The organism is Pseudomonas sp. 31 R 17 (assembly GCF_900004915.1).
Lineage (GTDB): Bacteria > Pseudomonadota > Gammaproteobacteria > Pseudomonadales > Pseudomonadaceae > Aquipseudomonas > Aquipseudomonas orientalis_A.
This window is the reverse complement of the sequence record NZ_CVTN01000041.1, coordinates 25,320-51,486: the sequence shown is the minus strand read 5'-3', so window position 1 is coordinate 51,486 and position 26,167 is coordinate 25,320. Positions and strand designations below refer to the sequence as shown.

25 protein-coding genes and 1 pseudogene are annotated in these 26,167 nt (G+C 61.4%); 9 read left to right on the top strand and 17 right to left on the bottom strand.

Annotation, left to right across the window (positions count from 1 at the left end):
* Positions 1-245: 245 nt before the first annotated feature.
* Together BFP89_RS28235 and pyrF are read right to left on the bottom strand one after the other, a co-directional pair.
* Positions 246-338 (bottom strand): annotated as a pseudogene (locus tag BFP89_RS28235) (orotidine-5'-phosphate decarboxylase); the annotation flags it as partial.
* Between the two features lie 592 nt (positions 339-930).
* Positions 931-1,629: an orotidine-5'-phosphate decarboxylase gene (gene pyrF / locus BFP89_RS03965; protein ID WP_065884276.1), complete on the bottom strand. Its 699-nt coding sequence runs from the start codon at positions 1,627-1,629 to the stop codon at positions 931-933.
* A 258-nt stretch (positions 1,630-1,887) separates the two neighbouring features.
* Here pyrF and BFP89_RS03960 point away from each other — a divergent pair, with 258 nt between their 5' ends.
* Positions 1,888-2,652 carry a response regulator gene (locus BFP89_RS03960; protein ID WP_065884275.1) on the top strand — a complete coding sequence of 255 codons (765 nt, stop codon included), beginning with the start codon at positions 1,888-1,890 and terminating at the stop codon, positions 2,650-2,652.
* Positions 2,652-3,686, top strand: a complete 1,035-nt coding sequence (locus tag BFP89_RS03955; protein ID WP_065884274.1) for a sensor histidine kinase — start codon at positions 2,652-2,654, stop codon at positions 3,684-3,686. Before BFP89_RS03960 ends, BFP89_RS03955 begins: the two co-directional genes overlap by 1 nt.
* Here BFP89_RS03955 and BFP89_RS03950 read toward each other — a convergent pair.
* The 8 genes from BFP89_RS03950 to BFP89_RS03915 all read right to left on the bottom strand — a co-directional run bounded on the left by BFP89_RS03950 (position 3,683) and on the right by BFP89_RS03915 (position 9,839).
* Complete coding sequence (locus BFP89_RS03950) at positions 3,683-4,744, bottom strand: AI-2E family transporter (RefSeq protein ID WP_065884272.1); 1,062 nt, start codon at positions 4,742-4,744, stop codon at positions 3,683-3,685. The two genes, BFP89_RS03955 and BFP89_RS03950, sit on opposite strands and share 4 nt — an antisense overlap.
* A gap of 69 nt (positions 4,745-4,813) precedes the next feature.
* Positions 4,814-5,632, bottom strand: a complete 819-nt coding sequence (locus BFP89_RS03945) for a DUF4892 domain-containing protein (protein ID WP_065884270.1) — start codon at positions 5,630-5,632, stop codon at positions 4,814-4,816.
* Positions 5,633-5,734: 102 nt separating this feature from the next.
* Positions 5,735-6,589, bottom strand: a complete 855-nt coding sequence (locus tag BFP89_RS03940) for an alpha/beta hydrolase (RefSeq protein WP_065884268.1) — start codon at positions 6,587-6,589, stop codon at positions 5,735-5,737.
* A complete protein-coding gene (locus tag BFP89_RS03935) occupies positions 6,586-7,389 on the bottom strand; it encodes an alpha/beta fold hydrolase (protein WP_065884267.1) in 804 nt (267 codons plus the stop codon). The genes BFP89_RS03940 and BFP89_RS03935 overlap by 4 nt, the downstream gene beginning before the upstream one ends.
* A gap of 97 nt (positions 7,390-7,486) precedes the next feature.
* Positions 7,487-7,930: a hotdog fold thioesterase gene (locus BFP89_RS03930; RefSeq protein ID WP_065884264.1), complete on the bottom strand. Its 444-nt coding sequence runs from the start codon at positions 7,928-7,930 to the stop codon at positions 7,487-7,489.
* A 79-nt stretch (positions 7,931-8,009) separates the two neighbouring features.
* Positions 8,010-8,459 (bottom strand): phosphohistidine phosphatase SixA, encoded by a 450-nt coding sequence (gene sixA / locus BFP89_RS03925; protein ID WP_065884262.1) that lies wholly within the window; start codon positions 8,457-8,459, stop codon positions 8,010-8,012.
* Positions 8,456-8,803 carry a DUF4389 domain-containing protein gene (locus BFP89_RS03920; protein WP_065884259.1) on the bottom strand — a complete coding sequence of 116 codons (348 nt, stop codon included), beginning with the start codon at positions 8,801-8,803 and terminating at the stop codon, positions 8,456-8,458. Before BFP89_RS03920 ends, sixA begins: the two co-directional genes overlap by 4 nt.
* Before the next feature lie 10 nt (positions 8,804-8,813).
* Positions 8,814-9,839, bottom strand: coding sequence for an NAD(P)H-dependent glycerol-3-phosphate dehydrogenase (locus tag BFP89_RS03915; RefSeq protein WP_065884257.1), 1,026 nt, complete (start codon positions 9,837-9,839; stop codon positions 8,814-8,816).
* A 195-nt stretch (positions 9,840-10,034) separates the two neighbouring features.
* Between BFP89_RS03915 and BFP89_RS03910 the strand changes: the two genes are divergently transcribed.
* The 5 genes from BFP89_RS03910 to fabB all read left to right on the top strand — a co-directional run bounded on the left by BFP89_RS03910 (position 10,035) and on the right by fabB (position 16,993).
* Positions 10,035-12,167, top strand: a complete 2,133-nt coding sequence (locus BFP89_RS03910) for a TonB-dependent receptor plug domain-containing protein (protein ID WP_083208012.1) — start codon at positions 10,035-10,037, stop codon at positions 12,165-12,167.
* 1 nt (position 12,168) lies between these two features.
* On the top strand, positions 12,169-13,098 hold the full coding sequence (locus BFP89_RS03905) for an ABC transporter substrate-binding protein (RefSeq protein WP_065884253.1): 930 nt from the start codon (positions 12,169-12,171) through the stop codon (positions 13,096-13,098).
* Entirely contained in the window at positions 13,095-14,996 is a 1,902-nt protein-coding gene (locus tag BFP89_RS03900; protein WP_065884251.1) for an ATP-binding protein, read from the top strand. Before BFP89_RS03905 ends, BFP89_RS03900 begins: the two co-directional genes overlap by 4 nt.
* A 249-nt stretch (positions 14,997-15,245) precedes the next feature.
* Positions 15,246-15,761, top strand: a complete 516-nt coding sequence (gene fabA, locus BFP89_RS03895; protein WP_003210552.1) for a 3-hydroxyacyl-[acyl-carrier-protein] dehydratase FabA — start codon at positions 15,246-15,248, stop codon at positions 15,759-15,761.
* Positions 15,762-15,772: 11 nt separating this feature from the next.
* Complete coding sequence (gene fabB / locus BFP89_RS03890; RefSeq protein WP_065884250.1) at positions 15,773-16,993, top strand: beta-ketoacyl-ACP synthase I; 1,221 nt, start codon at positions 15,773-15,775, stop codon at positions 16,991-16,993.
* Positions 16,994-17,596: 603 nt separating this feature from the next.
* Here fabB and BFP89_RS03885 read toward each other — a convergent pair.
* Positions 17,597-18,589, bottom strand: a complete 993-nt coding sequence (locus BFP89_RS03885; RefSeq protein ID WP_065884279.1) for an amidohydrolase family protein — start codon at positions 18,587-18,589, stop codon at positions 17,597-17,599.
* A gap of 169 nt (positions 18,590-18,758) precedes the next feature.
* On the opposite strand from BFP89_RS03885, the gene BFP89_RS03880 reads away from it, so the two are divergent.
* Positions 18,759-19,175, top strand: a complete 417-nt coding sequence (locus tag BFP89_RS03880; RefSeq protein ID WP_065884248.1) for an OsmC family protein — start codon at positions 18,759-18,761, stop codon at positions 19,173-19,175.
* A gap of 211 nt (positions 19,176-19,386) precedes the next feature.
* On the opposite strand, the gene BFP89_RS03875 is transcribed toward BFP89_RS03880, so the two are convergent.
* The 4 genes from BFP89_RS03875 to BFP89_RS03860 form a co-directional block, all read right to left on the bottom strand.
* The gene (locus tag BFP89_RS03875; protein WP_065884246.1) at positions 19,387-20,115 is read right to left on the bottom strand and encodes a dienelactone hydrolase family protein; all 729 of its coding nucleotides are present in this window, start codon (positions 20,113-20,115) and stop codon (positions 19,387-19,389) included.
* 66 nt (positions 20,116-20,181) lie between these two features.
* Positions 20,182-22,086: a molecular chaperone HtpG gene (gene htpG, locus BFP89_RS03870; protein WP_065884278.1), complete on the bottom strand. Its 1,905-nt coding sequence runs from the start codon at positions 22,084-22,086 to the stop codon at positions 20,182-20,184.
* A gap of 75 nt (positions 22,087-22,161) precedes the next feature.
* Positions 22,162-22,626 carry a PaaI family thioesterase gene (locus BFP89_RS03865; protein WP_065884244.1) on the bottom strand — a complete coding sequence of 155 codons (465 nt, stop codon included), beginning with the start codon at positions 22,624-22,626 and terminating at the stop codon, positions 22,162-22,164.
* Positions 22,623-23,099 (bottom strand): PaaI family thioesterase, encoded by a 477-nt coding sequence (locus BFP89_RS03860; RefSeq protein ID WP_065884242.1) that lies wholly within the window; start codon positions 23,097-23,099, stop codon positions 22,623-22,625. The genes BFP89_RS03865 and BFP89_RS03860 overlap by 4 nt, the downstream gene beginning before the upstream one ends.
* A gap of 156 nt (positions 23,100-23,255) precedes the next feature.
* Between BFP89_RS03860 and BFP89_RS03855 the strand changes: the two genes are divergently transcribed.
* Positions 23,256-23,525 carry a hypothetical protein gene (locus BFP89_RS03855; protein ID WP_065884241.1) on the top strand — a complete coding sequence of 90 codons (270 nt, stop codon included), beginning with the start codon at positions 23,256-23,258 and terminating at the stop codon, positions 23,523-23,525.
* Positions 23,526-23,608: 83 nt separating this feature from the next.
* Here the strand turns inward: BFP89_RS03855 and BFP89_RS03850 are convergent, their stop codons facing one another.
* Positions 23,609-24,349 (bottom strand): DUF599 domain-containing protein, encoded by a 741-nt coding sequence (locus BFP89_RS03850; protein WP_065884239.1) that lies wholly within the window; start codon positions 24,347-24,349, stop codon positions 23,609-23,611.
* Positions 24,350-24,666: 317 nt separating this feature from the next.
* Positions 24,667-25,980 carry a branched-chain amino acid transport system II carrier protein gene (gene brnQ / locus BFP89_RS03845; protein WP_065884277.1) on the bottom strand — a complete coding sequence of 438 codons (1,314 nt, stop codon included), beginning with the start codon at positions 25,978-25,980 and terminating at the stop codon, positions 24,667-24,669.
* Between the last annotated feature and the right edge of the window lie 187 nt (positions 25,981-26,167).

Sequence of the window (26,167 nt, the reverse complement as noted above, 5' to 3'; positions counted from 1 at the left end):
AGAGCCCTTTGGTTACTTTGGGGCTTTTCCAAAGTGACCCGCCGTCAGGGCGGAACCCTAAGTGGCCGTTACCGCAGAAACGGATATGTACTCGATCTGATCCAACATCCTGGTCGGCCCAAAGGCCGCCATCGGGGGCAAGCCCCCTCCCACATTGGATCATGGAGCACCAGTAAGATAGCTACAGGCTGCCGGACCAGGACAGGAGGCAAGCCCCCTCCCACATTTTCAGTGCCCGCCTGGGGTCAGGCGATTTCAGCAACGACCGCCGCCAACGCCTTAGCCGGATCGGCCGCCTGGCTGATCGGACGGCCAATCACCAGATAATCCGTTGGTGCTGAAGGTCAGCTGACACACGCCATTTACAACTGTGGGAGGTGGCTGGCTCCAATGCCAGTCAAGGCTTTTTGTAGGAGCGAGCTTGCTCGCGAAAAACTCACAGGCACCGCGTTTATTCAGGAAGCACGCGTTATCGTTGACGTTTTTCGCGAGCAAGCTCGCTCCTACAGAGGGCGGTGTACGCTTAACTGACTGGCATAGGTACCCACACCACTCCACGATGCGAAGCGAGACGCTTTTGATCTTAGGCGCCCCGTTAAACCACGCTGGCCGAACGCAGGCTTGAATCCGTGGGCAACCCGGCAGGACGCCGGATTAGCCGCCCCGCGCCATGGATGGCGCGTGGCGGCGGCCCACGGATTCAAGCCTGCGTTCGGGCACACCGAGCCTAGGCGAGGTGCCGAGTGGTGGGGCAAGAGCGTTTTGCTTACTTTTGCGCTTTTCAAAAGTGAGCCGCTGTAAAAGCGGAACCCATAGCAGCCATGACCGCAGAAACGGATATGTACTCGATCTGATCCAAAATACTGGCCAATCCTGAGACCGCCATCGGGGGCAAGCCCCCTCCCACATTTTTCAGTGCCCGCCTGGGTATCAGGCGACTTCAGCAACGACCGCCGCCAACGCCTTCGCCGGATCGGCCGCCTGGCTGATCGGACGGCCAATCACCAGATAATCCGAACCGGCATCCAGCGCCTGACGCGGCGTCAGAATACGGCGCTGATCATCCTGGGCGCTGCCCGCCGGACGAATGCCTGGCGTGACCAGTTGCAACGACGGATGAGCCGTCTTGAGCGCCTGGGCTTCCAGCGCCGAACACACCAGGCCGTCCAAACCAGCTTTCTGTGCCAGAGCGGCCAGGCGCAGCACCTGCTCCTGCGGCTCGATATCCAGGCCGATACCGGCCAGGTCTTCGCGCTCCATACTGGTCAGCACAGTTACCCCAATCAACAGCGGTTTCGGCCCGCTGCGCTGCTCCAGCACTTCACGACAGGCACTCATCATGCGCAGGCCACCGGAACAGTGCACATTGACCATCCACACGCCCATCTCGGCCGCAGCCTTGACCGCCATGGCGGTGGTATTGGGGATATCGTGGAATTTCAGGTCGAGAAACACTTCGAAGCCCTTGTCACGCAGGGTGCCGACGATTTCCGCCGCGCAACTGGTGAACAGCTCCTTGCCGACCTTGACCCGGCAAAGCGCGGGGTCCAACTGGTCAGCCAGCTTCAGTGCGGCGTCACGGGTGGGGTAGTCCAGGGCGACGATGATAGGAGTCTGGCAGACGGACATTGGAATGGGCTCTCAGGCAAGTCGAAATCGGCGCGGATTGTAGCGCAAGCGGCGCCGTTGCGGGATCCGATGATCGGGAAATACTGATTCTGCGTGGATTGGCGCAGGTTTGCGGCCATTGTTTCAAAGTCGATACATTCACGACATGCCCCCAACACGCCCCACCACTAGCCTCGCCGCACGACCGACCGTCCAGCACTTCCAGCCATGGGGCTGGGCGCCTATGCTGACCGTAACAATCAGGCAGATGATCGCACTATGCATACTCCTTCCGTCCCGGTAAACGATGCGCACACAGGCGCGGTGATCGCCGACGACAAGCGCTGGAACACTCGCGCGCTGATCGTCGATGACGATGTGCCGATTCGTGAATTGCTGATCGATTACCTGGCGCGCTTCAATATTCTCGCCACGGGTGTGACCGACGGCGCGGCGATGCGCCAGGCCATGCAAGGCGAAACCTTCGATGTGGTGGTGCTCGACCTGATGCTGCCCGGCGAAGACGGCCTTACCTTGTGCCGCTGGCTGCGGGCTGAATCGGACATTCCGATCCTGATGCTCACCGCCCGCTGTGAACCGACCGACCGGATCATCGGCCTGGAACTGGGCGCCGACGACTATATGTCCAAGCCGTTCGAACCGCGCGAACTGGTGGCCCGTATCCAGACCATCCTGCGCCGGGTGCGCGATGATCGTACCGAGCAGCGCGCCAATATTCGCTTCGACAGCTGGCGTCTGAACAGCGTGTTGCGCCAACTGGTGGCCGACAACGGCCTGGTGGTGCCACTGTCCAACGCCGAATTCCGCCTGCTGTGGGTGTTCATCGAACGCCCGCGCCGCGTATTGAGCCGCGAGCAATTGCTGGATGCCGCGCGCGGACGCTCCATCGAAGCCTTCGACCGCAGCATCGATCTGCTGGTCTCGCGCCTGCGCCAGAAACTGGGAGACGACCCCAAGGCCCCGCAATTGATCAAGACCGTACGCGGCGAAGGCTACCTGTTCGACGCGCGGGATATCGGTTGATGCGCGCCACCTTCAATACGTTGTTCGGGCGGCTGTTCGGCGTGCTGCTGGTGGCCATCGTGCTCGCGCATCTGCTGGCGTTTTTCTGGTTCCATCATTACGGTCCGCCACCGCCACCGCCGCAGGACACCTTCGTCGACCAGCCGGATGGCTCGATGAAGCCGCTGGTCAAGCCTCACCGTCCCTGGTTCGGTGGCCCGGTGGTGCCGCTGACGTTTCAATTCATCTCGCTGATCATCGCCGCGTGGTACGGCGCCAAGCTGCTGAGCCGGCCGATCCAGCGCCTGAGTGCGGCGGCCGAGCGTTTGAGCCTTGACCTCGACAGCCCGCCCCTCGAAGAGTCCGGGCCCCGCGAAGCGCGCCAGGCCGCGTCGACCTTCAACCTGATGCAAAGGCGCATCCGCGAACAAGTCAGCCAGCGCGCGCGCATGCTCGGGGCGGTCTCCCATGACCTGCGCACGCCGCTGTCGCGGCTCAAGCTGCGCCTGGAACAGATCGAAGATACCCGGCTGCAAGGTCAGATGCGCCAGGACCTGGACGACATGATCGGCATGCTCGACGCCACCTTGAGCTATCTGCATGAACAGCGCACCAGCGAGACCCGACACTGGCTCGACGTGCAGGCCCTGGTGGAGTCGCTGAGCGAAAACGCCCAGGACCAAGGCAGCGATGTGCACGTTGGCGGCACCTGCGCGCCGTTGCACGTGCAGCCCATGGCATTGCGTTCGTGCCTCAACAACCTGATCGACAATGCCTTGCGCTATGCAGGTTCAGCCCGTGTGGAACTGGCGGACAGCCGCGGGGCGCTGGTGATCCGGGTGATTGACCATGGCCCCGGCATCGCCGCCGACAAGCGCGAAGCGGTGTTCGAACCGTTCTTTCGCCTGGAGGGCTCACGCAACCGTAATTCCGGCGGCGTCGGCCTGGGCATGACGATCGCCAGGGAAGCGGTCGAGCGCCTCGGCGGCCACCTGAGCCTGGAAGACACGCCAGGCGGCGGATTGACCGCAGTGATGTGGCTGCCCAGGGCTTAAAGCGGCTTGTCTTCGCGCCGCGCCTGGGCCTGGGTCGCGCTCCAGTCCGTCAACAGGCTGTAGGCCACCGCGAGCAAGGTCGGGCCGATAAACAGGCCGATAAAACCGAACGCGATCAAGCCGCCGAACACGCCCAGCAACACGATCACCAGCGGCAGGTTGCCGCCACGGCTGATCAGGTAAGGCTTGAGCACGTTGTCGACACCGCTGATGATGAAGGTGCCCCACACGCCAAGGAACACCGCGTAGGTGTAGTCGCCCTTCCACGCCAGCCAGGCCGTGGCCGGGATCCACACCAGCGGCGGGCCCATGGGAATCAGGCTGAGCAGGAACGTCACGCCGCCCAGCAGCAGCGCACCGGGCACCCCGGCGATCAGGAAACCGATCAGCGCCAGCACCGCCTGGGCCGCAGCCGTGCCGATCACGCCGTTGACCACCCGCTGCACCGTACCGGCCACCAGTTCGATGTAGTAACTGGCACGGTCGCCGATCAGGCGTTCAAGCAGCCGATGCACGAACATCGCCAGGCGCGGCCCGTCGCGGTAGAAAAAGAACACAAAGACCAGGCTCAAGGTCAGTTCGAGGATACCGCCGCCAATCTGCGCACTGCGCGCCAGCAACCAGTTGCCGACCTGGCCGAGGTACGGCTTGATGCTGAGCATCAACGCCGCGCCCTGTTGGTCGATGCTGTCCCATGTCGCCACCAGCCGCTCGCCGATAACCGGGATCGAGCCCAGCCAGCTCGGCGCATCGGGCAGGCCGTCGACCTGGATATCCTTGATCAGCACCACGGCATCGCGCACATGGTCCGCCAGGTTGAACCCCAGCCACACCAGCGGCAGCGCTACCAGCAACATCCAGCCCAGCGTCAGGATACCGGCCGCCAGCGATTCGCGACCGCCCAGCCCGCGTGTCAGCAGTACCATCAGCGGCCAGCTCGCGAATGCCAGCACCGCGCCCCAGAACAGCGCCGACCAGAACGGCGCCATGACCCAGAAGCTGGCACCAAACAGCACCAGCAGCAGGATTTGCACCAGCAGGCGATCGTTATTGAGCATGGGGTATCTCGAAAAGAGTCGGTAGAAGAGAGCTTAGGCGAACGGCGCGGGTCCGTTCGCCCAGTGACGTTAGCGTATCAGACGCACGTGCAGGCCCTCGGCGTCACCCGAACTGTTTTCCAGGCGTGCGGCGCGCACACCGTTGTCGATCAGCCCCTGACGCCAGGCTTCGGCGTTGGGGCCGGACAGGCTGACACGCAAGGTGGTGTCGAGGTTCAACCCCCTGGAGATCAACGTCAGCCACGTGTCATCAGGCTCGGCACCGAGGGTGGGGAAGTCCAGCTCACCGGTGCTTTTCAACTCACGCAACAGCGTTGCCGAGGTGGGCAGAAGACTCCCCAGCGGCGTGCCGGCGTCCATCTGCTCGACATGCAGATAGGCGCGGCGATTGCCACGGGTGATGCCGTACAGCGCCACCAGCGTGTTGTCCTGCGGGGCCGCCAGACGTAAAAGCAGGTATTCCTGCTGGCCGTCGGCCCCTACCAGCTTGGCGTTGCCGAACACTTCGTTGGCCCACAGGCTGCTTTCGCCACAATCGCGGGCCTGGCACCAGAACAGCAGCTGTGCGCCCTTGGCCTGCAGGGCTTCGCGGGTGGCGGTAAAGGCGGCACTGGAGCTGTGTTCGGCAGGCAGTTCGTAGGTGATCGCGGTGGTTTGACCGCGTGCGGTGGCCTGGCCTTCGGAACGCAATTGGCCGCTGATCTTGCGGATAGCGCCCATGGGGTAGATGCGTTCGCGGTCTTCAGCGGGGCGATAGTCGACGATCTGCGCGTCCACCTGGCGGGCAATGGCCGGCAAGTCCTGGCTTCCCGGCACATCGGCGGCGAACACGAGCGGGCTGAAGCAGCACAGCCCAACGGCACGTAAACATCCTTTACCCAGGCTCATCGGATCACTGAGCCGTGGCCATGGAGGGTCGCAGCGGTTTGAAGATGGTGCATGGTTGACTCCCTTTCAATCCGCCCAGCCTCGGCAGTTGACCGCGTCAAGTCAAGGCGTGGAGAAGAACCGATTGAAACAGTCTGCAACAAGAACCGCACCGGGCTCGTCATTCAGGTGCAAATGATGACCACCCGGCAGCGTCGTCACGGTAAAGGGCAGCCGTGAAAGCAATTCAGGATGTTTCGCCACCATACCGTCAGCCGCCACCACTAACTGCGTAGGGCAACTCACGCGTCGTACGAAAGCCATGGCTTGTTCGTCGGTCAGGCGCATCGGTGATGCCAGGGTCAGGCGACTGTCGCTGCGCCAGGTATAGCCGCCCGGCACCGGCATCAAACCGCGCTGGGCCAGCAGTTCTGCGGCTTCGCGGCTGACCGCGACCACGCCATGCATGCGCGCCTCGACGGCCCGGTCCAGGCTGGCATACACCGGTTTGCGCTTGCCTTGCAGGCTCAATTGCGCCTGCAAGGCCATGCCCAGCCGTTCAGCTGCGTTCTCGCCGCCGGCGGTCGGCGGGATCACGCCGTCAATCAATCCAAGATGCGTCACGCGCTCCGGTAACGCCCCGGCGAGCACCAGGGAGACGATGGCGCCCAGGGAATGGCCAAGTAATGCAAAACGTTGCCAGCCCAGTTGCTCGGCCACTTGCACTACATCGTGCACGTAATCCCACAAGGCATAACCGGCCCCCGCCGGACGATGGGCCGAGTGCCCGTGGCCGGCCATATCCAGCGCGACAATGCGTAAACCCTGGAGCTTGGGTGCCAGGCGCGCAAAGCTGTTGGCGTTGTCCAGCCAGCCATGCAGGGCAATGACCGGCAAACCGTCTTCAGGTCCAAATAGATGTGCGGCCAGCTCGATATGCGGCAGGCTCAGGCGTACTTCTTCCTCCGGCGTACTCATGCGCAACTGCGCTCACGGGCCTGCCAGCGGGAAAACAGCTGTTTGATCAACATGGCGGTGTCCTGGGGTCGCTCGAGGGGGAACATATGGCCGCCGGGCATGGTGAGCATTTCACCCATGGGCAGGCGACCTACGCCGCTGGCATGATGGCGCATCACCACACGGCTCTGACGGCCGCGCACCACGGCCAGCGGTACTTTCAACCGGCGCACCTGGCCGGGGCTGGTGTGAGGCACGCCTCGATAGATGCTGATTTCGGTCGCCGGGTCGAAACGCAAGCGCAGGCGGTCGCCCACTTGCTGCAGGCCATGTTGCAGATACGCCTCAAAGCACTCGGGGTCGAAACTGCGAAACAGGGTCTTGCCGGCGAAGTAGGCACGCGCGGCGTCCAGGTCGCTGAATTCCTCGCGGCGGCCCAGGGTGCGTCCGGCCGGGGTCAGGCGGTCGATGAAGCCAAAGCGCTTGGCGGCGCGAATCACCCAGCGATCCGCGCGGGTCAGCACCGGCGAGTCCAGCATCACCACGCCACGGTACAGCTGCGGGCGGCGCATCGCGGCATGCAAATGCAACACTCCGCCCAGGGAATGGCCGACGCCCCAAACCGGCTCCGGTTGCTGCTGCAGATGATGGATCAGTTCATCCACCAGGTTCTGCCAGTTGTCGTCCACCGGGAACCTGGGGTCATGGCCGTGCTGCGGCAGATGCGCCACTGCATACTCCGGGGCCAGGGCGTCGAACAACTTGCCGTAGGTGGCCGACGGAAAGCCATTGGCGTGGGCGAAAAATACAGGCTGCGACATACCGGCTCGCTCTAGAGGAACAGACCTCGATTGTCACCAAGCCCGGCCCCTTCGGCAATGACCGTAACCGCCAGGAATGATGACACTCACGCCATGCCTATCGCGCCGGTGGCTGCTCGCCCAGCGGCACCACGGCCACGGTCAGACGCGAAATGCAACTGGCCTTGCCCTCGTCATTGGTCAGGCGGATGTCCCACACTTGGGTCGTACGGCCAATGTGGATGGCCTTGGCCACCGCCGTTACTCGCCCACTGCGCACGCCGCGCAGGTGATTGGCGTTGACCTCCAGGCCCACGCAGTAGAATTTGCTGGCATCGACGCACAGGTAGGCCGCCATGGAGCCGACGCTTTCGGCCAGCACCACGGAGGCGCCGCCATGCAGCAGGCCGTAGGGCTGATGGGTACGGTGGTCGACCACCATGCTGGCGGTGAGGGATTGGTCGTCGAAGCTTTCGAAGCGGATGTCGAGCAATTCACCGATGGTGTTTTTCTGACTCGCGTTGAGGTGTTCGATATTCGGTTGCGTGCGCCACAGGCTCATAGGGGTGTCCTTATTGGTTTTATTACGACCCTAATCCTGCCACAAAACAGAGCGCACGCGCACAACCTGTCGATATCGCCTACGGGTTTTTCACGCTGACCAGGCTCATCAGCCCGGCCAGCGGGAAATCCCCTTCCAATTCCGCCAGGCTGGCGGTGTGCATCGGTTCTGGCTGGCGCTGATGACCATGCTGCGCAACGCTGATCAGGCCACCCACCAATGGCTGATGGCTGACCAGCAGCACGTTGTCATCGCTGTCGAGTTTTTCCAGCACCAGCAGCGGGTTGCCCTCCGGCGTCAGCCACGGCACCGTGCGAATGTCCAGCTCAAAGCCCAGCGCCTCGCGCACCAGTTGCGCCGTCTGCTGCGCACGCACATAGGGGCTGGCGATAATGGCGCCGAGCGGCTGGCCGATCAGATGCGCAGCGCTGCGCAACACTTCGGCCCTGCCGTGCGCGGTCAGGTTGCGCTCGGGGTCGGTGCGAGCGTGTGCCTCGGCTTCACCGTGGCGCAGAATCCACAGCTTCATAGCTTGGGCTCTTCGTCACGCACCGGGTGCGGTGCCGGCGGCACGCTATGAGCGGCTTCGCCTTCCGGTGCACGTGGGGTTGGCCAATCGGCAAACGGCCAGGGTTTTTGCTCGGTGTGGAAGCTGCCGAAGCGACCGATCTGCGCCAGGAACTGGCTGAGGCTGTCGCCTAAGTTCATCAGGCCCAGGTTCGGCGCGCCGTAGATCAGTCGGTAAATCAGTTGCACAATCACCAACGCGCCGAGCAGGAACTGCGCCACCTGCCACACCAGGGCAAACACCAGCATCCACAGGATGCGCAGCACAATGGACTCATACTTGGGGGCTGCTTTGGAATCGTTCATGCCGCGTTCCTCAGTTGAAACCGCTGGTGGAAATAAAGTCGACATCGGTTTTCGGCTCGGCGCGCATCAGCAGCTCGATGACCTGGCTCAAGGTGCGTCCTTCGAACAGGATCGCGTGCAGCCCGGCCACCAGCGGCATATACACGCCGACTTCCTGGGCCTTGGCTTTCAGCACTTTGAGGGTGTTGACCCCTTCGGCCACTTCGCCCAGGCGTGTCACCGCCTCTTCCAGGCTCAACCCCTGGCCCAGCGCGAAACCGACTTGATAGTTACGGCTCTTGGGCGACGAGCAGGTGACGATCAGATCGCCGACGCCCGCCAGGCCCAGGAACGTCATCGGGTTGGCGCCCTGATTCACGGCGAAACGGGTCATTTCGGCCAGGGCGCGGGTAATCAGCATGCTCTTGGTGTTTTCGCCCATCTCCAGGGCCACCGCCATGCCGGCGATGATGGCATAGACGTTCTTCAACGCACCGCCCAGCTCGACGCCGAAGCGATCGCCACTGGCGTAGACACGAAAGGTGCGGCCATGCAGCACCGCCTGGACGCGCTCGCATAGCGCCTCATCCTCACTGGCGATCACCGTGGCGGTCAGCGCATGCTCGGCCACTTCCCGCGCCAGGTTCGGCCCGGACAGCACGCCGATGCGCGCCTGGGGTGCGATCTCCGCGAGGATTTCGCTCATCAGCTTGAACGTCTGCGCCTCGATGCCCTTGGTCAGGCTGACCAGCAGCTTGCCCGCCAGACGTTCGGCGTGGGGCGCCAGCACCGAGCGCAAGGCGCTGGAGGGCAGCGCGACGAAGCACAGGTCGCAGTCGGCAAGGGTTGCGAGCAGATCAGTCACCGGCTCGACCGCCGGATGAATCTTGATGCCTTTGAGGTAACGCGGGTTTTCGCGGTGCACGCGAATGGCCTCGGCCTGCTCGGGATCGCGCATCCACTGGCGTACCGCGTGGCCATTTTCAGCCAGCAGGTTAGCCACGGCGGTACCAAAACTTCCGCCTCCCAGGACCGCAATAGGGCGCTGTTCAGTCATATGCAATCCGTTAATCCATACCAGTGGCGATGGCGGCATTATACGGGGCGACCCGCTTGCGGCCAGCCCCCGTGTGAATTCGTGGGCCTGTCGGAAAATGCCACACTTGAGTGAAGTAATTGCAAGTCTCACGACTGGCAAAATGCCTGACCTCAGTTAACATGGGCGGCTATCCGCAATTATCAAGGCCGTGCCGTGTATCCGGGCCCTCCTCTCCGCTCATCCCTGCCATTGATGCTGCCCCTGGTGCTTGCGTGCAGCGCCAGTGCGTCGGCAGACGACCTGTTTCTCGACAGCCAGCCGCTGCCGCAGGTATTGACCGCCACCCGCCTCAAGCAATCGGCCGCCGCCGTTCCCGGCAGCATGACCGTGATCGACAGCGAATTGATCAAGGCCAGCGGCGCGCGTGACATTGCCGAGCTGTTACGCCTGGTGCCCGGGATGATGGTCGGCTACACCACCGGCAATCAGGCCGCGGTGAACTACCACGGCACCAGCGCCAGCGATGCACGGCGCATGCAGGTATTGATCGACGGGCGCTCGGTGTATCGCGCAGGCCTGGCCACGGTGGACTGGAGCGATATTCCGGTGGCCATGGAAGACATCGAGCGTATCGAGGTGTTTCGTGGCCCCAATACCGTCAGCTACGGCGCCAATGCACTGATGGCGGTGGTCAATATCCTCACCCGCTCACCGGCCAACAGCCAGGGCACGCGGGTAAAGGTCATCCAGGGTGAACGCGGGATCAACGATGTCTATGCCAGCCAGGGTGTGGGCTGGGAAACCGGCGATCTGCGCCTGTCGCTGTCAGGGCAGCAGGACGATGGTTTCGACCGCGATGCCGTCGGCGCCGACCGCCGCGACAGCCGCCGCCTCAGCCGTTTCAGCCTGGCCGTCAGCCAGACGTTGAATGCGCAACAGAGCATCGACTGGCAACTGAATGCCAAGGAGGGCACCAATCAGCGCCCCTACACCTACACTCCGGTATTCGCCGGGATTACCGAGGGCGGTACCAATTCCGACGTCAACGCCAGGGACTACGCCGGTTCGATGCGCTGGAACTTCGACTTCAACCCCGAACACAGCCTGTATATTCAGGGGTCGGCCCAGCAATGGGACCGTCGGCAGATCTGGAAAGCCTGTGACGCCAAGGTCTCGTTCAGCCCCGAATTGACCCGGTTGTGGCAGCTCAACCCCAACTACGCCGAACGGCTGGCGCGGCACATGGATACCTTCAGCCAGGGCAGTGCCCCGCCCGGCAGCGCCGCTGAACAGGCGCTGGGCAACCAGGTACTGGACCAGTGGCGCAACGGCGCCAACCAGAGCGTGTGCGGCGATATCGACCAAAGTGCCACGGAAAGCCGCTACGACGTGGAGTTGCAAGACACTCTCAGCCTCTCCGACAGCCTGCGCCTGGTCAGCGGGATGAATTACCGCTACGACCGCGCCGACTCCGACACCTACTTCAACGGGACGCTGGACGACACCACCTGGCGCCTGTTCGGCCACCTGGAATGGCGGGCCAGCGAACACTGGCTGCTGCAGGGCGGCGCGATGTACGAAGACACCCACCTGAGCGGCAACTCGCTGACGCCGCGCGTGGCGGTCAACTACCTGATCAACCCGCGCCACGGCCTGCGGGCGGTGTACTCCGAGGCGATCCGTTCGCCGGACATGTTCGAGAACAACGTCAACTGGAGCTACCGCGTCACCAACCTCAGCTCGCCGGTCTACGGGCAGAATTCCGGGCAATATTTTGTGGTGACACGCGGCCCCGGCAATCTTGATAAAGAGTTGATGCGCTCGCGCGAACTGGGCTACAACGGCTTCTTTGCCGACCTCGGACTGAATGTCGATGTGAAGCTCTTCTACGACGAAATCACCGACATGATCAGTTCGCCGTTGCGCAACAATCAATACATCGCCAGCAACGCCAACAGCTCGCGCTTTACCGGTGCCGAATCACAGTTCGACTGGCGCGTCAGCGACGCCGACCGCCTGCGCCTGACCTATGCTTACGTCGATGCGAGCGCCAGCAACCCGCTGGACAAGACGCAGACCGCACGCAACAGCGGCTCGGCCGGCTGGTTGCGTGAATGGGGCCACGGCTGGTCGAGCGCCTTGTTCTATTACGGCGACGACGCACTCAACGAGTATCGCTTCGAACGGGTCGACCTGCGGGTCGCCAAGCGTATTGCCCTGGGCAAGACCAACGTGGAGCTGGCCGGCATGCTGCAACAACGCCTCGACAACCAGCCGACCACCTGGCCCGACAACAATTACGACCATCGCCATGTGCTCTATTTCAGCGCGCAGCTAGAGTTCTGACATGGGCGATCAGTCACGGATGACCCTCCCTCTTGTTTCACAGCTGTGGCGGCGCGCCTTGCTGCTGGTGTGCCTGCTGTTCACCACCCCGGTGTGGAGCGCCGATATCCTGCTGACCGCCGCCGAGGACAGTGCCGGTGTCCAGGGGTTTACCCAGGCCCTCGCCCGGCAGCGCCCCGAAGACCATGTCACCTTCACCCTGCTTGCAGATTTGCCGGCGCCGAGCCATCTGCCCGCCACTACCCGCCTGATCCTGCTGGACCTGCCCGGCCTCGACTGGCGCTTGCAGGATAGCCAGGGGCCACCGACCCTGGTGCTGCGCATCAGCCGCCTGCAAGCTCACCAGCGCCTGGGCAACGCGCGCCCGGCCAGAATCAGCCTGCTGTGGAGCGACCCGCCGCTGGCGCGCCAGTTGCGCCTGATCGCCAACATCCTGCCCCAGGCCCGGCGGATCGGCGTGCTTTACGGCGCCGACAGCCAATTCCTGCTGCCTGAGCTTGACCGGTACGCCGCGCCACTGGGCCTGGAAATCGTGCGCCAACGCTGGGACAACACCAACGACAGCCGCACCCTGCAAACCCTGTTCAAGAACAGTGACGTGCTGCTGGGCCTGGACGACCCGCAACTGTACAACCCGAAAACCGCCAAGAACCTGTTGCTGAGCAGCTATGCCCAGCAATTGCCGCTGATAGGGCCCAATGCCGGGTTTGTCCGCGCAGGCAGCCTGGCCAGCACCTACAGCGACCAGTCCGACTGGCTCGCCGTACTCGATCGCCTGCTCGACCATCCGCCGGCCACCTGGCCGCGCACGCTGTACCCGCAACACTTCAAAGTGGCAGGCAATCCGCAAGTCGCACGCTCACTGGGCATCGAACAGGTCGACGAAGCTGCCGTCGCCGCCCGCCTGGCCGAAGGAGATGAACGCCCATGACCTTGCGCCGTCGCTGGGACATCAACACCCGCACCCAACTCATCACCCTGGGGCCTGCGCTGCTGCTGACCTTGCTGTTGATCAGCTTCTTTACCTTCGTGCGTATCCAGGACTTGCGCCAGGAGCTGGACCACACCGGCCAGTTGATCGCCAACCAACTGGCGCCTGCCACCGAATACGGCGTTATTTCCGGCAACAACGATGTGCTCGACGCCTTGCTGCGCGCGACGCTGGCCACGCCCCACGTGCGCTTCCTGGAGATCCAGGACAGCGCCGAGAACATTCTGGTGTACGTCGAGCAGCCGTCGGAGAAGCACGACCGTTCACTCTCGGTAAAAGTGTTCCAGGCGCCGATCCGCCTGCAGCATATCCAGCTGGGCAATGACTTCTTCCAGGACAACCTCAACGAACCCAAGGCGCCGCGAGCGGACTACCTGGGCCGGGTGATTGTCGGTATGTCCAATGACGCGTTCAGTCAGCGCCAGCAGGAAATCCTGTTCAAGGCCGGCATTCTGGCGCTGTTCGCCCTGCTGTTTACCTTCCTGCTGGCGCGACGCCTGGCCGCCAGCCTGTCGCAACCGATCAGCGCCATGGGGCATGCGGTGAAGGCGATCCAGCAAGGCGACTACAAGACGCCGCTGCCGATTGTCGACGACTCCGAACTGGGCGACCTGGCACGGCACATCAACAACCTGGCCGCGGGCCTCAATCAGGCCAGCCGCGAGCAGCAGCAGGCCATGGCGCAATTGATCCAGACCCGCGAGGAAGCCGAGCGGGCGAACAATGCCAAGTCCGAATTCCTGGCGATGATGAGTCATGAGCTGCGCACGCCGATGAACGGTGTGCTGGGCATGCTGCAACTGCTGGAAACCACCGAGATGACCGAAGAGCAGGCCGAATACGCGGCGCTGGCCTCCGAGTCCACCGAGCACCTGCTCAAAGTCATCAACGACATCCTCGACTTCTCGCGCATCGAACGGGCGGCGCTGGAGCTGGAACATATTGCCTTCAACCTGGCCGAGCTGATCAGCAGTTGCGCCCAAGCGTTCCAGCACAGCGCGCAGCAGCGCGGGCTGGCCCTGGAGCTGTCGATTCCCTCGGGCATGGAGGCCCTGCGGGTGTGCGGTGACCCGACACGTATCCGGCAGATCCTGGTAAACCTGATCGGCAACGCCTTGAAGTTCACCGAGCACGGTACCGTGCACGTGGAGGCCCACTGGCAAACCCTGGACCATGAACTGGTGTGGTTCACCTGCACCGTGCGCGACAGCGGTATCGGTATTTGCGCCGAGCGTCTGGAACTGATGTTCGATGCGTTCCAGCAGGCCGACAGCTCTATTTCAAGACGTTACGGAGGCACCGGCCTCGGCCTGCCGATCGCCCGCACCCTGGCCGAACGCATGGGCGGCACCCTGCGCGCCCAAAGCGAAGAGGGCCGGGGCTCGGTGTTCACCCTGGAAATTCCGTTGGCTATTGATCAGCAAAGCCTGCCCGCCATCGCCCCAGACGCCGTGGGCAAGACCAGTGCCGGCGACGGGCGGCACATACTGCTGGTGGAAGACAACCCGGTTAACCGCACCGTGGTCGAAGCCATGCTGCGCAGCCTGGGTTTTGAAGTCAGCCTGGCCACCGATGGCGCCGAGGCGATCCGCAGCGCCGAAAGCCTGATCTTCACCGCGATCCTGATGGACTGCCGCCTGCCATTGATCGACGGCTACGAGGCCACCCGGCGAATTCGCCGACTGCCGGGCTGCGCCGATTTACCGATTATCGCCTTGACCGCCAATGCTTTGCAGGGCGACCGCGAAGCCTGTCTTGCAGCCGGAATGAACGATTACCTGGCCAAACCGTTCAAACGCACGGATTTGCAGCAAATCCTCCAGCGCTGGGTGCACTAGCAGTCGTGGCTAAGCCAACTCCGACTGGCGTGGAGGACGAAAGTGCGGCAGTCTTAGGCACCCGAACGGGCCGATAAACAGGTCCGGTTTAACATTTCAGTGAACAAGTGTACATTGAGTACCTTGACGCTGTGACTTTCACTACAACGCAATAGTCTATGTGTAGGCTGCCGCTATGAGGCATGAACGCTTCATCCGGTTCGGGAAGATTTGCCCTACCCTGCCGCATGGGATTATTGAGGAGCTCGCATGACCAAACAAAACGCCTTTACCCGGGAAGACCTGCTGCGCTGCAGTCGCGGTGAGCTGTTCGGCCCAGGTAACGCGCAACTGCCCGCCCCGAACATGCTGATGGTGGATCGCATCACCCATATCAGCGAAGAAGGTGGCAAGTACGGCAAAGGTGAATTGGTCGCCGAGCTGGATATCACCCCTGATCTGTGGTTCTTTGCCTGCCACTTCGAAGGCGATCCGGTGATGCCGGGCTGCCTGGGCCTTGATGCCATGTGGCAACTGGTCGGCTTCTACCTGGGCTGGCAAGGCCTGCCGGGCCGCGGTCGCGCCCTGGGTTCGGGCGAAGTGAAGTTCTTTGGCCAGGTCCTGCCGACCGCCAAGAAAGTCACCTACAACATTCAAATCAAGCGCGTCCTCAAGGGCAAGCTGAACTTGGCCATCGCCGACGGTTCGGTGACTGTCGACGGTCGCGAGATCTATACTGCCGAAGGCCTTCGGGTCGGCGTATTCACTTCCACTGACAACTTTTAAGGGTTATCCGCATGCGCCGCGTCGTTATCACTGGTCTGGGCATCGTTTCTTGCCTGGGCAATGACAAAGAGACCGTCACCGCTAACCTGCGTGCAAGTCGCCCTGGCATCCGCTTCAACCCGGAATATGCCGAAATGGGTCTGCGTAGCCAGGTTTCCGGCTCCATTGACCTGCCCCTCGAAGAACTGATCGATCGCAAGATCTATCGCTTCGTCGGCCACGCTGCCGCCTACGCCTACCTGGCCATGAAAGACGCAATCGCCGACTCCGGCCTGAGCGAAGACCAGGTGTCGAACGTACGTACCGGCCTGATCGCCGGCTCCGGCGGCGCATCCACCCTGAACCAGATGGAAGCGCTGGACATCCTGCGCGAAAAAGGCGTGAAACGCGTTGGCCCGTACCGTGTAACGCGGACCATGGGCAGCACCGTTTCGGCTTGCCTGGCCACGCCGTTCGCGATCAAGGGCGTGAACTACTCGATCTCCTCCGCCTGCGCCACCAGCGCCCATTGCATCGGGACTGCCGTTGAGCAGATCCAGTTGGGCAAGCAGGACATCGTATTCGCCGGCGGCGGTGAAGAAGAACACTGGAGCCAGTCGTTCCTGTTCGACGCCATGGGCGCGCTGTCCACCCAGTACAACGAAACCCCGGAGAAGGCCTCCCGTGCCTACGACGCCAAGCGTGACGGTTTCGTCATCGCCGGCGGTGGCGGCATGGTGGTGGTCGAGGAGCTGGAACACGCTCTGGCCCGTGGCGCGAAGATCTACGCGGAAATCGTTGGCTACGGCGCGACGTCCGACGGCTACGACATGGTTGCGCCAAGCGGTGAAGGCGCCATCCGTTGCATGCAGATGGCCATGTCCACCGTGGATACCCCGATCGACTACCTGAACACCCACGGCACTTCGACTCCGGTCGGCGATGCCAAGGAGATGGAAGGCGTGCGTGCGGTATTCGGTGACAACGCGCCGAAAATCAGCTCCACCAAGAGCCTGTCGGGTCACTCCCTGGGCGCCGCCGGCGTTCACGAAGCGATCTACTGCCTGCTGATGATGGAAGGCAACTTCATGGCCGGCTCGGCCAACATCGACGAGATCGACCCGGTCGTCGCCGATATGCCGATCCTGACCAAGACCGTTGAAGATGTGAAAATCGACACCGTGATGAGCAACAGCTTCGGCTTTGGTGGCACCAACGCCACCCTGGTGCTGAAACGCTGGCAGGGCAAGTAAGGCCTGGCGCTTGAGCGATGAAAAGCCCCGACTGGTTCGGGGCTTTTTTATGGGCGATTGAATGAGACCGAGTCACGTGCATCGGGGGCAAGTCGAGCCGGCGCACCGCTCCTCTCACATTTGGCCGAGTTGGCCTGGAGAATGCGGTCGAATGTGGGAGGGGGCTTGCCCCCGATGGCGGCCTCTGGACCGACCAGGATGCCGGATCAGACCGAGTACATATCCGTTTCTGCGGTAACGGCTGCTATGGGTTCCGCCCTTACGGCGGCTCACTTTTGAAAAGCGCAAAAGTAAGCAAAACGCTCTTGCCCCACCACTCGGCACCTCGCTTAGGCTCGGTGTGCCCTCTCTCCGGCTTGAATCCGTGGGCCGCCGCAATGGGCCATCCATGGCCCAGTGCGGCTAACCCGGCGTCCTGCCGGGTTGCCCACGGATTCAAGCCTGCGTTCGGCCAGCGTGGTTTAACGGGGCGCCTAAGATCAAAAGCAGAGCAAGATCAAGAGCGGCTCGCTTCGCATCGCGGTTTGCGTTGGGCGCTACACCGTTGTGAAGATACCTATGCGCGATAGGATCACCTCAATTACACAACACCAAAACCCGACCTCAATGCACGCCCTCATTGCGGGTCGACTTGGGCAGGATGGCCAGAAAGTTATCCCGCGCGACCTTGTGGGCGATGTCTTCAGGTAATGCGTCGAGGAAAGGGTCAAAACCGCGCATTTCCTTACCCAGCTTGTTGAAACGCCCTACCACGTCAGAGCCCAGCATGAAGCGATCAGGGAAGCGCTCCACCAGTTTGACCCACTCCGGCCTGGGCTTGCCCGCATCATCCAGCAGGTAGGGCGTGAGCACGCTCCAGGACAGGTCGATATACAGGTTGGGGTAAGCCTCGAGCAGGCGGCTCAGGGTAGGCAGCAGGAAATCCATTTGCACCTGATGGCGGTGAATCTCCTTGCTGGTACCGGCGTGGGCCCAGATGAAGCGTGTGTGCGGGTGGTTGCGCAACGGCTGCTCGACTTCGGCCAGGTACAACGGGTTGCGCTCGCGCTTGGAGGTGATGTTGGAGTGCAGCATCACCGGCAGGTCGTTCTCCGCCGCCAAGTGATAGATGCGCGTCATGGCCTCGTTGTTGGCGCGTGGCGTATCACCCGAGGTCAGCGCGGTGAGATCGTCGTGGCGGGTAAACACTTCGCCAATGCCCTGCCACAGCCCTGGGTTGAGGTCGAGCATGCGCTGGATGTGGGCGGCAGAGTTTTTGTCGTTGGGATTGAAACCGGCCAGGAACGGATGAAAGTGCCGGCGCTGTTCCGGGGCGAGCTTATTGACCGCAGCGGCGACGATCACATCGGTGGCGCTGTACCAGTAGGCATCGGCATCGTCGCCTGCGTAATAGCGCGGGCGCTTGGGTTCGTCCTCGTGCCATTTCTTGGCCACAGGAATGCCGGAAATCATCACATGCTCGATGCGATTTTCCGTCATGGCCTTGAGCAGCTTGTCCATGCCCGCGGTTTCCTGGAAAAAGTCCACGTAATGCAGGTGGGCGTCGCTGTAGGCATAGTCGCGGGCCTGCACGGCAAGACTGCTGGCGGCGAGCATCAGGGCAAAACTCACACGGGTCCAGAGCACGGTGATACCTCGATAGGAACTGATACGGGTAGACCCTGCCCCGCGCATCAGGGTTCAGCAAGGACAAAAACCTGGAACCCCCAGGTGCCGGCATGCTCTATTACTGCATGACCGTCATCCAAACCTTGTGAGGTTCGCCATGCCTGTTACCGTCAATACGCTGAACGCCGAAAATTTCCGTCACAGCGTCGCCATCAACAACCACGAGCTGTTTACCGACCTGCCCAAGAGCCTGGGCGGTGATGATTCCGCCCCCTCTCCTCACGACTATTTCGATGCCGCGCTGGCGTCGTGCAAAGCCTTGACCGTCAGACTCTACGCACAGAAGAAAGACATTCCGCTCACCGGCGTTACGGTAGAAGTTACCCACGACGCCGCCGAAGAGCAAAAAGGTAAATACACGCTCAACGTCAAGTTGACCCTCAAGGGCGTGCTCACCGACGCTCAGCGTGATGAGCTGCACCGCGTCGCCGACAAGTGCCCGGTGCACAAACTGATGACCACGGCCGAAGTCAGCATTGAGACAACACTTTCGGAGGGCGCCTTCAGCCAATAACGCGAACTTCCGTTCGAGCAGGCGCGGCAGCGATGGGCGGCTGGGGATTGGCTCACTGTGCAGGGGCGTCAGAAAGAATTGAGTTGCCTGTGAAATAGCCATCGGGGGCAAGCCCCCTCCCACATTTTGGATGTATTCACAATTCAAGTGTGGGAGGGGCGGTGCGACGATTCGACTTGCCCCCGATGATGCCCGGACAGGCGCTGAAGAATCAGCCCTTGAACACTTCATCCAGCAAGTTATGCATCGACTGGAACGCCCGCGCAGCGGTCCTGGCGTCGTACATCATCTTGCCCGGCACATTGGCATGGGGGTCCGTGAAGGAATGCACCGCGCCACCGTAGCTGAGCAGTTGCCAATCCACACCCGCTGCGTTCATTTCATCTTCGAACGCCGGCAGTTGTTCTTTCGGCACCAGTGGGTCGGACGCGCCATGCAGCACCAGCACTGAACCCTTGATGTTCTTCGCATCCGCGGGGTTCGGCGTGTCGAGGGTGCCGTGGAACGAGATAGCCGCTCTCACCGGCGCGCCGGTACGGGCCAATTCCAGGGAGCAGCAGCCACCGAAGCAGAAACCGAAGGTCGCCAGTTTCGACGTATCCACCGCTGCCTCGGTCTGGCCTTGCAGTTGTTCAAAGGCCGCGTGCATACGCTTGTTCAACAACGCACGATCATTTTTCAACGGCATCATCGCCGCGCCAGCTTCATCGCCATTGGTCGGCCGCACCGTTTGCCCATACAAGTCGGCAATCAGCACCACGTAACCTTTGCCGGCAACGCTCTTGGCGATTTCTTCGGCACCCGCGCTCACGCCCATCCAGTTCGGCGCCATCAGCAGCCCCGGCAGCGGGCCCTGGTGGCTGGCATCGAACGCCAGGCGGCTTTCATAAGACTGGCCATCAATCTGATAGACCACGGAACGTACTGTGACTTGGCTCATCATTTTCTCCAGTTGGGAGGGATTGAACGAAAAAACCCGCCGAAGCGGGTTTTTTCTACAACGGTGTTAAACCGACAGTTCAACCAACAGCTTGTTCAGTCGGCGCACATAAGCGGCCGGGTCCTTGAGGCTGTCGCCAGCGGCCAGGGCCGCCTGGTCAAAGAGGATGTGCGACAGGTCGCCAAAACGCTCCTCGCTCTGCTCACCGTCGAGTTTCTCGATCAGTGGGTGAGCCGGGTTGAATTCGAAGATCGGCTTGGAATCCGGCACCTTCTGGCCGCTGGCTTCAAGGATCTGACGCATCTGCATGCCCAGGTCCTGTTCGCCAATGGCCAGGATCGCCGGAGAGTCGGTCAGGCGATGGGAAACCCGCACTTCGCTGACCGCCTCACCCAGGGATGCCTTGATCCGCTCAACCAGGCCTTCCTTGGACTTGGCGACTTCCTCGGCGGCTTTCTTGTCTTCCTCGGAGTCCAGATTACCCAGGTCCAGGTCGCCGCGTGCCACGTCCACAAAGGATTTGCCGTCGAACTCGGTGAGGTAGCTCATCAGCCACTCATCGATACGGTCGGTCAGCAGCAGGACCTCGATGCCTTTCTTGCGGAAGACTTCCAGGTGCGGGCTGTTCTTGACCTGAGCGTAGGTTTCGCCGGTGAGGTAGTAGATCTTGTCCTGACCTTCCTTGGCGCGTGCCAGGTAGTCGGCCAGCGACACAACCTGTTCGCCGTCTTCACCTTGAGTCGAAGCAAAACGCAGCAGGCCGGCAATTTTTTCCTTGTTGGCAAAATCTTCCGCCGGGCCTTCTTTCATGACCTGGCCGAAGTTTTTCCAGAAGCCCTGGTATTTTTCAGGCTCGTTCTTCGCCAGTTTTTCCAGCATGTCGAGTACGCGCTTGGTCAGCGCCGACTTCATGGAATCGATGATCGGGTCTTTCTGCAGGATCTCCCGCGACACGTTCAGCGACAGGTCGTTGGAGTCGACCACACCCTTGATAAAGCGCAGGTACAGCGGCAGGAACGATTCTGCCTGGTCCATCACGAACACACGCTGTACGTAAAGCTTCAGGCCCTTCGGCGCTTCGCGCTGGTACAGGTCAAACGGCGCACGCGCCGGCACGTAGAGCAGCGAGCTGTATTCCAGCTTGCCTTCGACCTTGTTGTGGCTCCAGCTCAGCGGGTTTTCGTAGTCGTGACCGATGTGCTTGTAGAACTCCTGGTATTCCTCGTCCTTGATCTCGGTACGCGGACGGGTCCACAAGGCACTGGCGCGGTTGACGGTTTCCCATTCCTCGGCCGGCTTCTCCTCACCTTCGCCGGCAGCCTGTTCCTTGGGCAGCTCGATCGGCAAGGCGATGTGGTCGGAGTACTTCTTGATGATGTTGCGCAGGCGCCAGCCATCGGCGAATTCGTCTTCACCATCCTTGAGGTGCAGCACGATACGGGTGCCACGATCAGGCTTGTCGAGGGTGGCGATTTCAAACTCGCCCTCACCTTTGGACGCCCAGTGCACGCCTTCGCTGGCGTCAAGGCCGGCACGGCGGCTGAACACTTCAACCTTGTCGGCGACGATGAAAGCCGAATAGAAGCCCACGCCGAATTGGCCGATCAGGTGCGAATCTTTTTTCTGGTCGCCAGACAGGTTCTTCATGAAATCTGCGGTGCCGGATTTGGCGATGGTGCCCAGGTGGGTGATCGCGTCCTCACGGCTCATGCCGATACCGTTGTCTTCGAGGGTGACGGTCTTGGCGTCTTTGTCGTAGCTCACACGGATTTTCAGTTCGGCGCCACCTTCCAGCAACTCAGGCTTGGACAGGGCTTCGAAACGTAATTTGTCGACAGCGTCAGAGGCGTTCGAGATCAATTCGCGAAGGAAAATTTCCTTGTTGGAATACAACGAATGGATCATGAGGTGCAGCAGTTGCTTCACCTCGGTCTGGAAGCCCAGGGTTTCCTTTTGAGTTTCCACACTCATGGTCATCAAACTCCAATTGGATGGCAGTGGCCGCGCCCGAAAGGGTTGGCGGCGGGTTGTCATCAAAGTTGGGGGCTAAGACCGGGATTTCAAGAGCGGCAATTCCTCGATCTTGAAATGGGCGCGAGCGGTGGCAATCGGTTCAGTGGGGGCCGTTTGCCAGGCGGTGACCGCCACATTGGCGACACGCCTGCCCTGGCGGCACACCTGGCAGGTGGCGTAGGTGTCGCGAAACTGGCCGGCGCGCAGGTAATCCAGGGAAAAATCGATGATTTTCGGCAGGCCAGGGGCGCCGGTGAATACCAGCAAGTGCAAGGCCGCCGACAGCTCCATGAAGCCGGCGATTACCCCGCCGTGCAGCGCCGGTAATATAGGGTTACCAATATTGTCTTTGTTGGCCGGCAGGCGAAACAACAGTTCGTCCCCCGAGCGTGTGCATTCGACGCCAATCAGCTTTGCGTAGGGAACCAGATCGAGCAGTGCCGCGTAATCGCCGCGCTCAAGTGCTTGCTCCAGATACGTCTTGAATCGATGGCTCATGCCTGCTCTCCCTTGATCGCGCCGCCCATGCCCTGGCTGTCCTTGAGATGCTTGCCCATGCGCATGAATGTGCCCACCACATGGGCAATGGGCTGCTGCGGGTCGTCCTGATAGGCGAAGCCGCGGGTGAAGATTACATCGGTGGTTACCCGGTAGCATTGGGCAAAGCCATACACCGGCTTATGCGGCTCGGCGGGATGCATGTAGTCGATGCGCAAATCCAGGGTCGGGCAGACCTCGAACTCGGGCAGTACGCACAGCGTGGCCAGGCCGCAGGCGGTGTCCATCAATGACGTCAGCGCACCACCGTGGATGATGCCGCTGCGGGGATCACCCACTATGTGCGCGCCATAGGGCAACACCAGGGTCATGCCCTCCCCCGTCGCTGCGTGGACGGTTATCCCCAGTACATGGCAGTGGCGAAGCGCCGAAACGAAGCGGGTGGCTCGGTCTAACAAGGGGGTCTGGGTCATGGTTTTTAAATTCTTATTAGTGTGGGGGAGCAGGATAGGTAATAATTTGGAAAGTTCCTGGCGAAAAAGCTTTATATATCTGTGGAACAAAAGGAACTAATGCTGGCCCCTTGAGTTCGAAAGGCCAGTAGATATCTTCAATAAGGAGAAACACCCATGCGCAACACATTAGCTATTTCCATGATGCTGGCCGCTGCCCTCGGCCTGGCTGCCTGCGACAAGAAATCCGAAGACAAAGCCCAGGATGCCGCCGCACATTCTGAGCAAGCTCAGCAAGACATGGCGAAAGCACAGGATAAAGTGAACGACGCTGCAAAAGAAAACGCTGAAGCTGCCAAAGCTCAGGCTGAATCGAATGCTGCCGCCGCTAAAGAAGCTGCACCTGCCGCACCTGCTGCTACACCTGCAGAGCCTGCCAAGCAGTAATTGCATGGCGTAAAGCTGTAGTGCTGTAAAAGATAGCCCGCTTATAGAGCGGGCTTTTCTTTGTCTGCTGTTTATGCAGGCTTTTAAATCACGCTCTCTTTTGCCGGGTCCTGGGCGTGCATATTCGTCGGCGTATACACCATCACCTGCAAAACGTCGGAGTGAAACTCACGGCGGTACAGCACCAGCACCACCCCGCTGCTCATCAACATGAACAACCAGGGGCTGACGAACCAGGCCAGCATGGTCATGCCGAAGTAATACGCCCGCAAGCCGAAGTTGAACTGGTTGGCCGCCATCGAAATCACCCGCGCCGCGCGCAAGGCAAATGCATTGCGCTCCTGCTCCGACACATGCCGCTCACCAATCATCGGTGCCGAGCCCACCAGCACGGCGGCGAAGTTGTATTGGCGCATGCACCAGCTGAAGGTGAAGAACGCGTAGACAAACACCAGCGCCAGGCACAGCAACTTAATTTCCGACATGCCCTGGGAGGCCTGCTGTACCAAGGGGATATCCGCCAGCAATGACACGGCTCGCTCCGAGGCACCCAGCACGGTCAGGATGCCGGCGAGGATGATCAACGTGCTGGAGGCGAAGAACGAGGCGTTACGCTCCAGGTTACCGATCACACTGGCATCGGCGATGCGGTTATCGCGCAGCAGCATGCGACGCATCCAGTCTTCGCGATACAGGTGCAACACGCTGGCCAGGCAGGCGGTGTCCCGGGCCTTCCAGGTGGCGTAACGGGTATAGCCGCCCCAGCAAAGAATGAACCATAGGGCGGCGAGCAGGTGGGCTTGATTGGTTTGGACAAACGACATGTGGGTCCTTTTACACGGTGTTGGATAACTGAATGCTTTCAAAATGTGGGAGGGGGCTTGCCCCCGATTGCTTGCTGCTCGCCGTCTGTAGGAGCGAGCTTGCTCGCGAAAAACGTCAACGATAAAGCGTGCTTTCTGAATGAACGCGGTGGCTGTGAGTTTTTCGCGAGCAAGCTCGCTCCTACCTGACTGGCATTAGGGCCAGCCCCTTCCACATTTTTTAAGTATTTCAACTTTAGAAGGTCGTAGCCTCTCAAGCATAAAAAATGCCCCGTATCGATTGATACGGGGCATTTCGGTAATGCGTTGAACCGCTATTATGCGATGGCTTCGCTGCGCTTGCCCAACATGCGATCAACCACCACCGCTACAACCAGCACCATCACCGACGGCACCAGCCACGCCAGGCCTTGCTCGCTAAGCGGCAAATTAGCCAGCTGCGCCGGCATCCAGTCAGCCAGGCCCGCGCCCTTGAGTGCATCAATGCAGCCGAAGATGAACGACACCAGCATCACCGGACCCACGATACGGCCCTGCTCCTGCCAGAAGTCTTTACAGAAGCTCAAAGCCACCAACACGATGCACGGCGGGTAGATCGCAGTAAGCACCGGAATGGAAAACGCGATCAGCTTGGTCAGGCCCAGGTTGGACACGAACAGCGAGAACAGCGCGAGGATCACCACCAGGGTCTTGTAGGACAGCGGCAGGACTTTGCTGAAGTACTCGGCACAGGCACAGGTCAGGCCCACAGCGGTCACCAGGCACGCCAGGGAGATCAGCACAGCGAGGAAGCCGCTGCCCAGGGAACCGAAGGTATGTTGCACATAGGCATGCAATACAGCGGCACCATTGGCCGCCCCGGCGGCGACTTCATGGCTGCCCGAACCCAGACGGAACAGGCTGACATACACCAGCGCCAGGCCCACGCCGGCAATCAGCCCGGCAATGATCGCGTAACGCGTGATCAGCTTGGGCGACTCAACGCCACGGGAGCGAATCGCGTTGACGATGACGATGCCAAATACCAGCGCGCCGAGGGTATCCATGGTCAGGTAGCCATTGATAAAGCCCTGGGAGAACGGCGCAGCGACGTATTCCGGCGTGGCGACACCGACCTCACCGGCCGGCAAGGCAAACGCGGCAACGCCGAGGATGGCCAACGCGATGATCTTCAGCGGCGCGAGAAAACGGCCGACGGTATCCAACAGTCGACCCGGATACAGGGAGACAAAGAACACCACCAGGAAGTACACCGAACTGTAGAGGAACAGCGCCAGCGGGCTTTCCCCGGTCAGCGGCGCCAGGCCCACTTCGAACGAGACGGTGGCCGTGCGCGGCGTGGCGAACAGCGGCCCTACCGCCAGGTACGCCGCCGCCGCCAGCAGGCCACCGGCGATCTTGCCGATCGGGCTGCTCAACGCATCCATACCGCCGCCGACCTTGGCCAACGCGATCACGGTGACGACCGGCAGGCCGACTGCCGTAATCAGGAACCCCAGGGCCGCCATCCACACGTGAGGCCCGGACTGCAAACCAACGATAGGCGGGAAGATGATGTTCCCGGCGCCCACGAACAGGGCAAAGGTCATAAAGCCTAACGCCAGGATATCCTGGCTTTTCAACACTTTCATTTTGAGGAAATACCACACTACTGAATCGGAATTTAGAGGGGGATTCCCTGTGGATGAGGGAAATACCGCCGGCCCTTATGGGGGCCGACCGGTCTGGCGCGCAGCTTCCTTTTGGGATACGGGCGCATAAAGAGGCGGCTAGAGTACAGAATTAGACCGACAAACGCACTGTTGCGGGGCGCACTGT

What these genes read in the sequence shown, in the direction of transcription:
- pyrF (WP_065884276.1), bottom strand. Translation starts at nt 1,629, where the DNA reads ATGTCCGTCTGCCAGACTCCTATCATCGTCGCCCTGGACTACCCCACC.
- BFP89_RS03960 (WP_065884275.1), top strand. Translation starts at nt 1,888, where the DNA reads ATGCATACTCCTTCCGTCCCGGTAAACGATGCGCACACAGGCGCGGTG.
- BFP89_RS03955 (WP_065884274.1), top strand. Translation starts at nt 2,652, where the DNA reads ATGCGCGCCACCTTCAATACGTTGTTCGGGCGGCTGTTCGGCGTGCTG.
- BFP89_RS03950 (WP_065884272.1), bottom strand. Translation starts at nt 4,744, where the DNA reads ATGCTCAATAACGATCGCCTGCTGGTGCAAATCCTGCTGCTGGTGCTG.
- BFP89_RS03945 (WP_065884270.1), bottom strand. Translation starts at nt 5,632, where the DNA reads ATGAGCCTGGGTAAAGGATGTTTACGTGCCGTTGGGCTGTGCTGCTTC.
- BFP89_RS03940 (WP_065884268.1), bottom strand. Translation starts at nt 6,589, where the DNA reads ATGAGTACGCCGGAGGAAGAAGTACGCCTGAGCCTGCCGCATATCGAG.
- BFP89_RS03935 (WP_065884267.1), bottom strand. Translation starts at nt 7,389, where the DNA reads ATGTCGCAGCCTGTATTTTTCGCCCACGCCAATGGCTTTCCGTCGGCC.
- BFP89_RS03930 (WP_065884264.1), bottom strand. Translation starts at nt 7,930, where the DNA reads ATGAGCCTGTGGCGCACGCAACCGAATATCGAACACCTCAACGCGAGT.
- sixA (WP_065884262.1), bottom strand. Translation starts at nt 8,459, where the DNA reads ATGAAGCTGTGGATTCTGCGCCACGGTGAAGCCGAGGCACACGCTCGC.
- BFP89_RS03920 (WP_065884259.1), bottom strand. Translation starts at nt 8,803, where the DNA reads ATGAACGATTCCAAAGCAGCCCCCAAGTATGAGTCCATTGTGCTGCGC.
- BFP89_RS03915 (WP_065884257.1), bottom strand. Translation starts at nt 9,839, where the DNA reads ATGACTGAACAGCGCCCTATTGCGGTCCTGGGAGGCGGAAGTTTTGGT.
- BFP89_RS03905 (WP_065884253.1), top strand. Translation starts at nt 12,169, where the DNA reads ATGGGCGATCAGTCACGGATGACCCTCCCTCTTGTTTCACAGCTGTGG.
- BFP89_RS03900 (WP_065884251.1), top strand. Translation starts at nt 13,095, where the DNA reads ATGACCTTGCGCCGTCGCTGGGACATCAACACCCGCACCCAACTCATC.
- fabA (WP_003210552.1), top strand. Translation starts at nt 15,246, where the DNA reads ATGACCAAACAAAACGCCTTTACCCGGGAAGACCTGCTGCGCTGCAGT.
- fabB (WP_065884250.1), top strand. Translation starts at nt 15,773, where the DNA reads ATGCGCCGCGTCGTTATCACTGGTCTGGGCATCGTTTCTTGCCTGGGC.
- BFP89_RS03885 (WP_065884279.1), bottom strand. Translation starts at nt 18,589, where the DNA reads ATGCTCGCCGCCAGCAGTCTTGCCGTGCAGGCCCGCGACTATGCCTAC.
- BFP89_RS03880 (WP_065884248.1), top strand. Translation starts at nt 18,759, where the DNA reads ATGCCTGTTACCGTCAATACGCTGAACGCCGAAAATTTCCGTCACAGC.
- BFP89_RS03875 (WP_065884246.1), bottom strand. Translation starts at nt 20,115, where the DNA reads ATGAGCCAAGTCACAGTACGTTCCGTGGTCTATCAGATTGATGGCCAG.
- htpG (WP_065884278.1), bottom strand. Translation starts at nt 22,086, where the DNA reads ATGAGTGTGGAAACTCAAAAGGAAACCCTGGGCTTCCAGACCGAGGTG.
- BFP89_RS03865 (WP_065884244.1), bottom strand. Translation starts at nt 22,626, where the DNA reads ATGAGCCATCGATTCAAGACGTATCTGGAGCAAGCACTTGAGCGCGGC.
- BFP89_RS03860 (WP_065884242.1), bottom strand. Translation starts at nt 23,099, where the DNA reads ATGACCCAGACCCCCTTGTTAGACCGAGCCACCCGCTTCGTTTCGGCG.
- BFP89_RS03855 (WP_065884241.1), top strand. Translation starts at nt 23,256, where the DNA reads ATGCGCAACACATTAGCTATTTCCATGATGCTGGCCGCTGCCCTCGGC.
- BFP89_RS03850 (WP_065884239.1), bottom strand. Translation starts at nt 24,349, where the DNA reads ATGTCGTTTGTCCAAACCAATCAAGCCCACCTGCTCGCCGCCCTATGG.
- brnQ (WP_065884277.1), bottom strand. Translation starts at nt 25,980, where the DNA reads ATGAAAGTGTTGAAAAGCCAGGATATCCTGGCGTTAGGCTTTATGACC.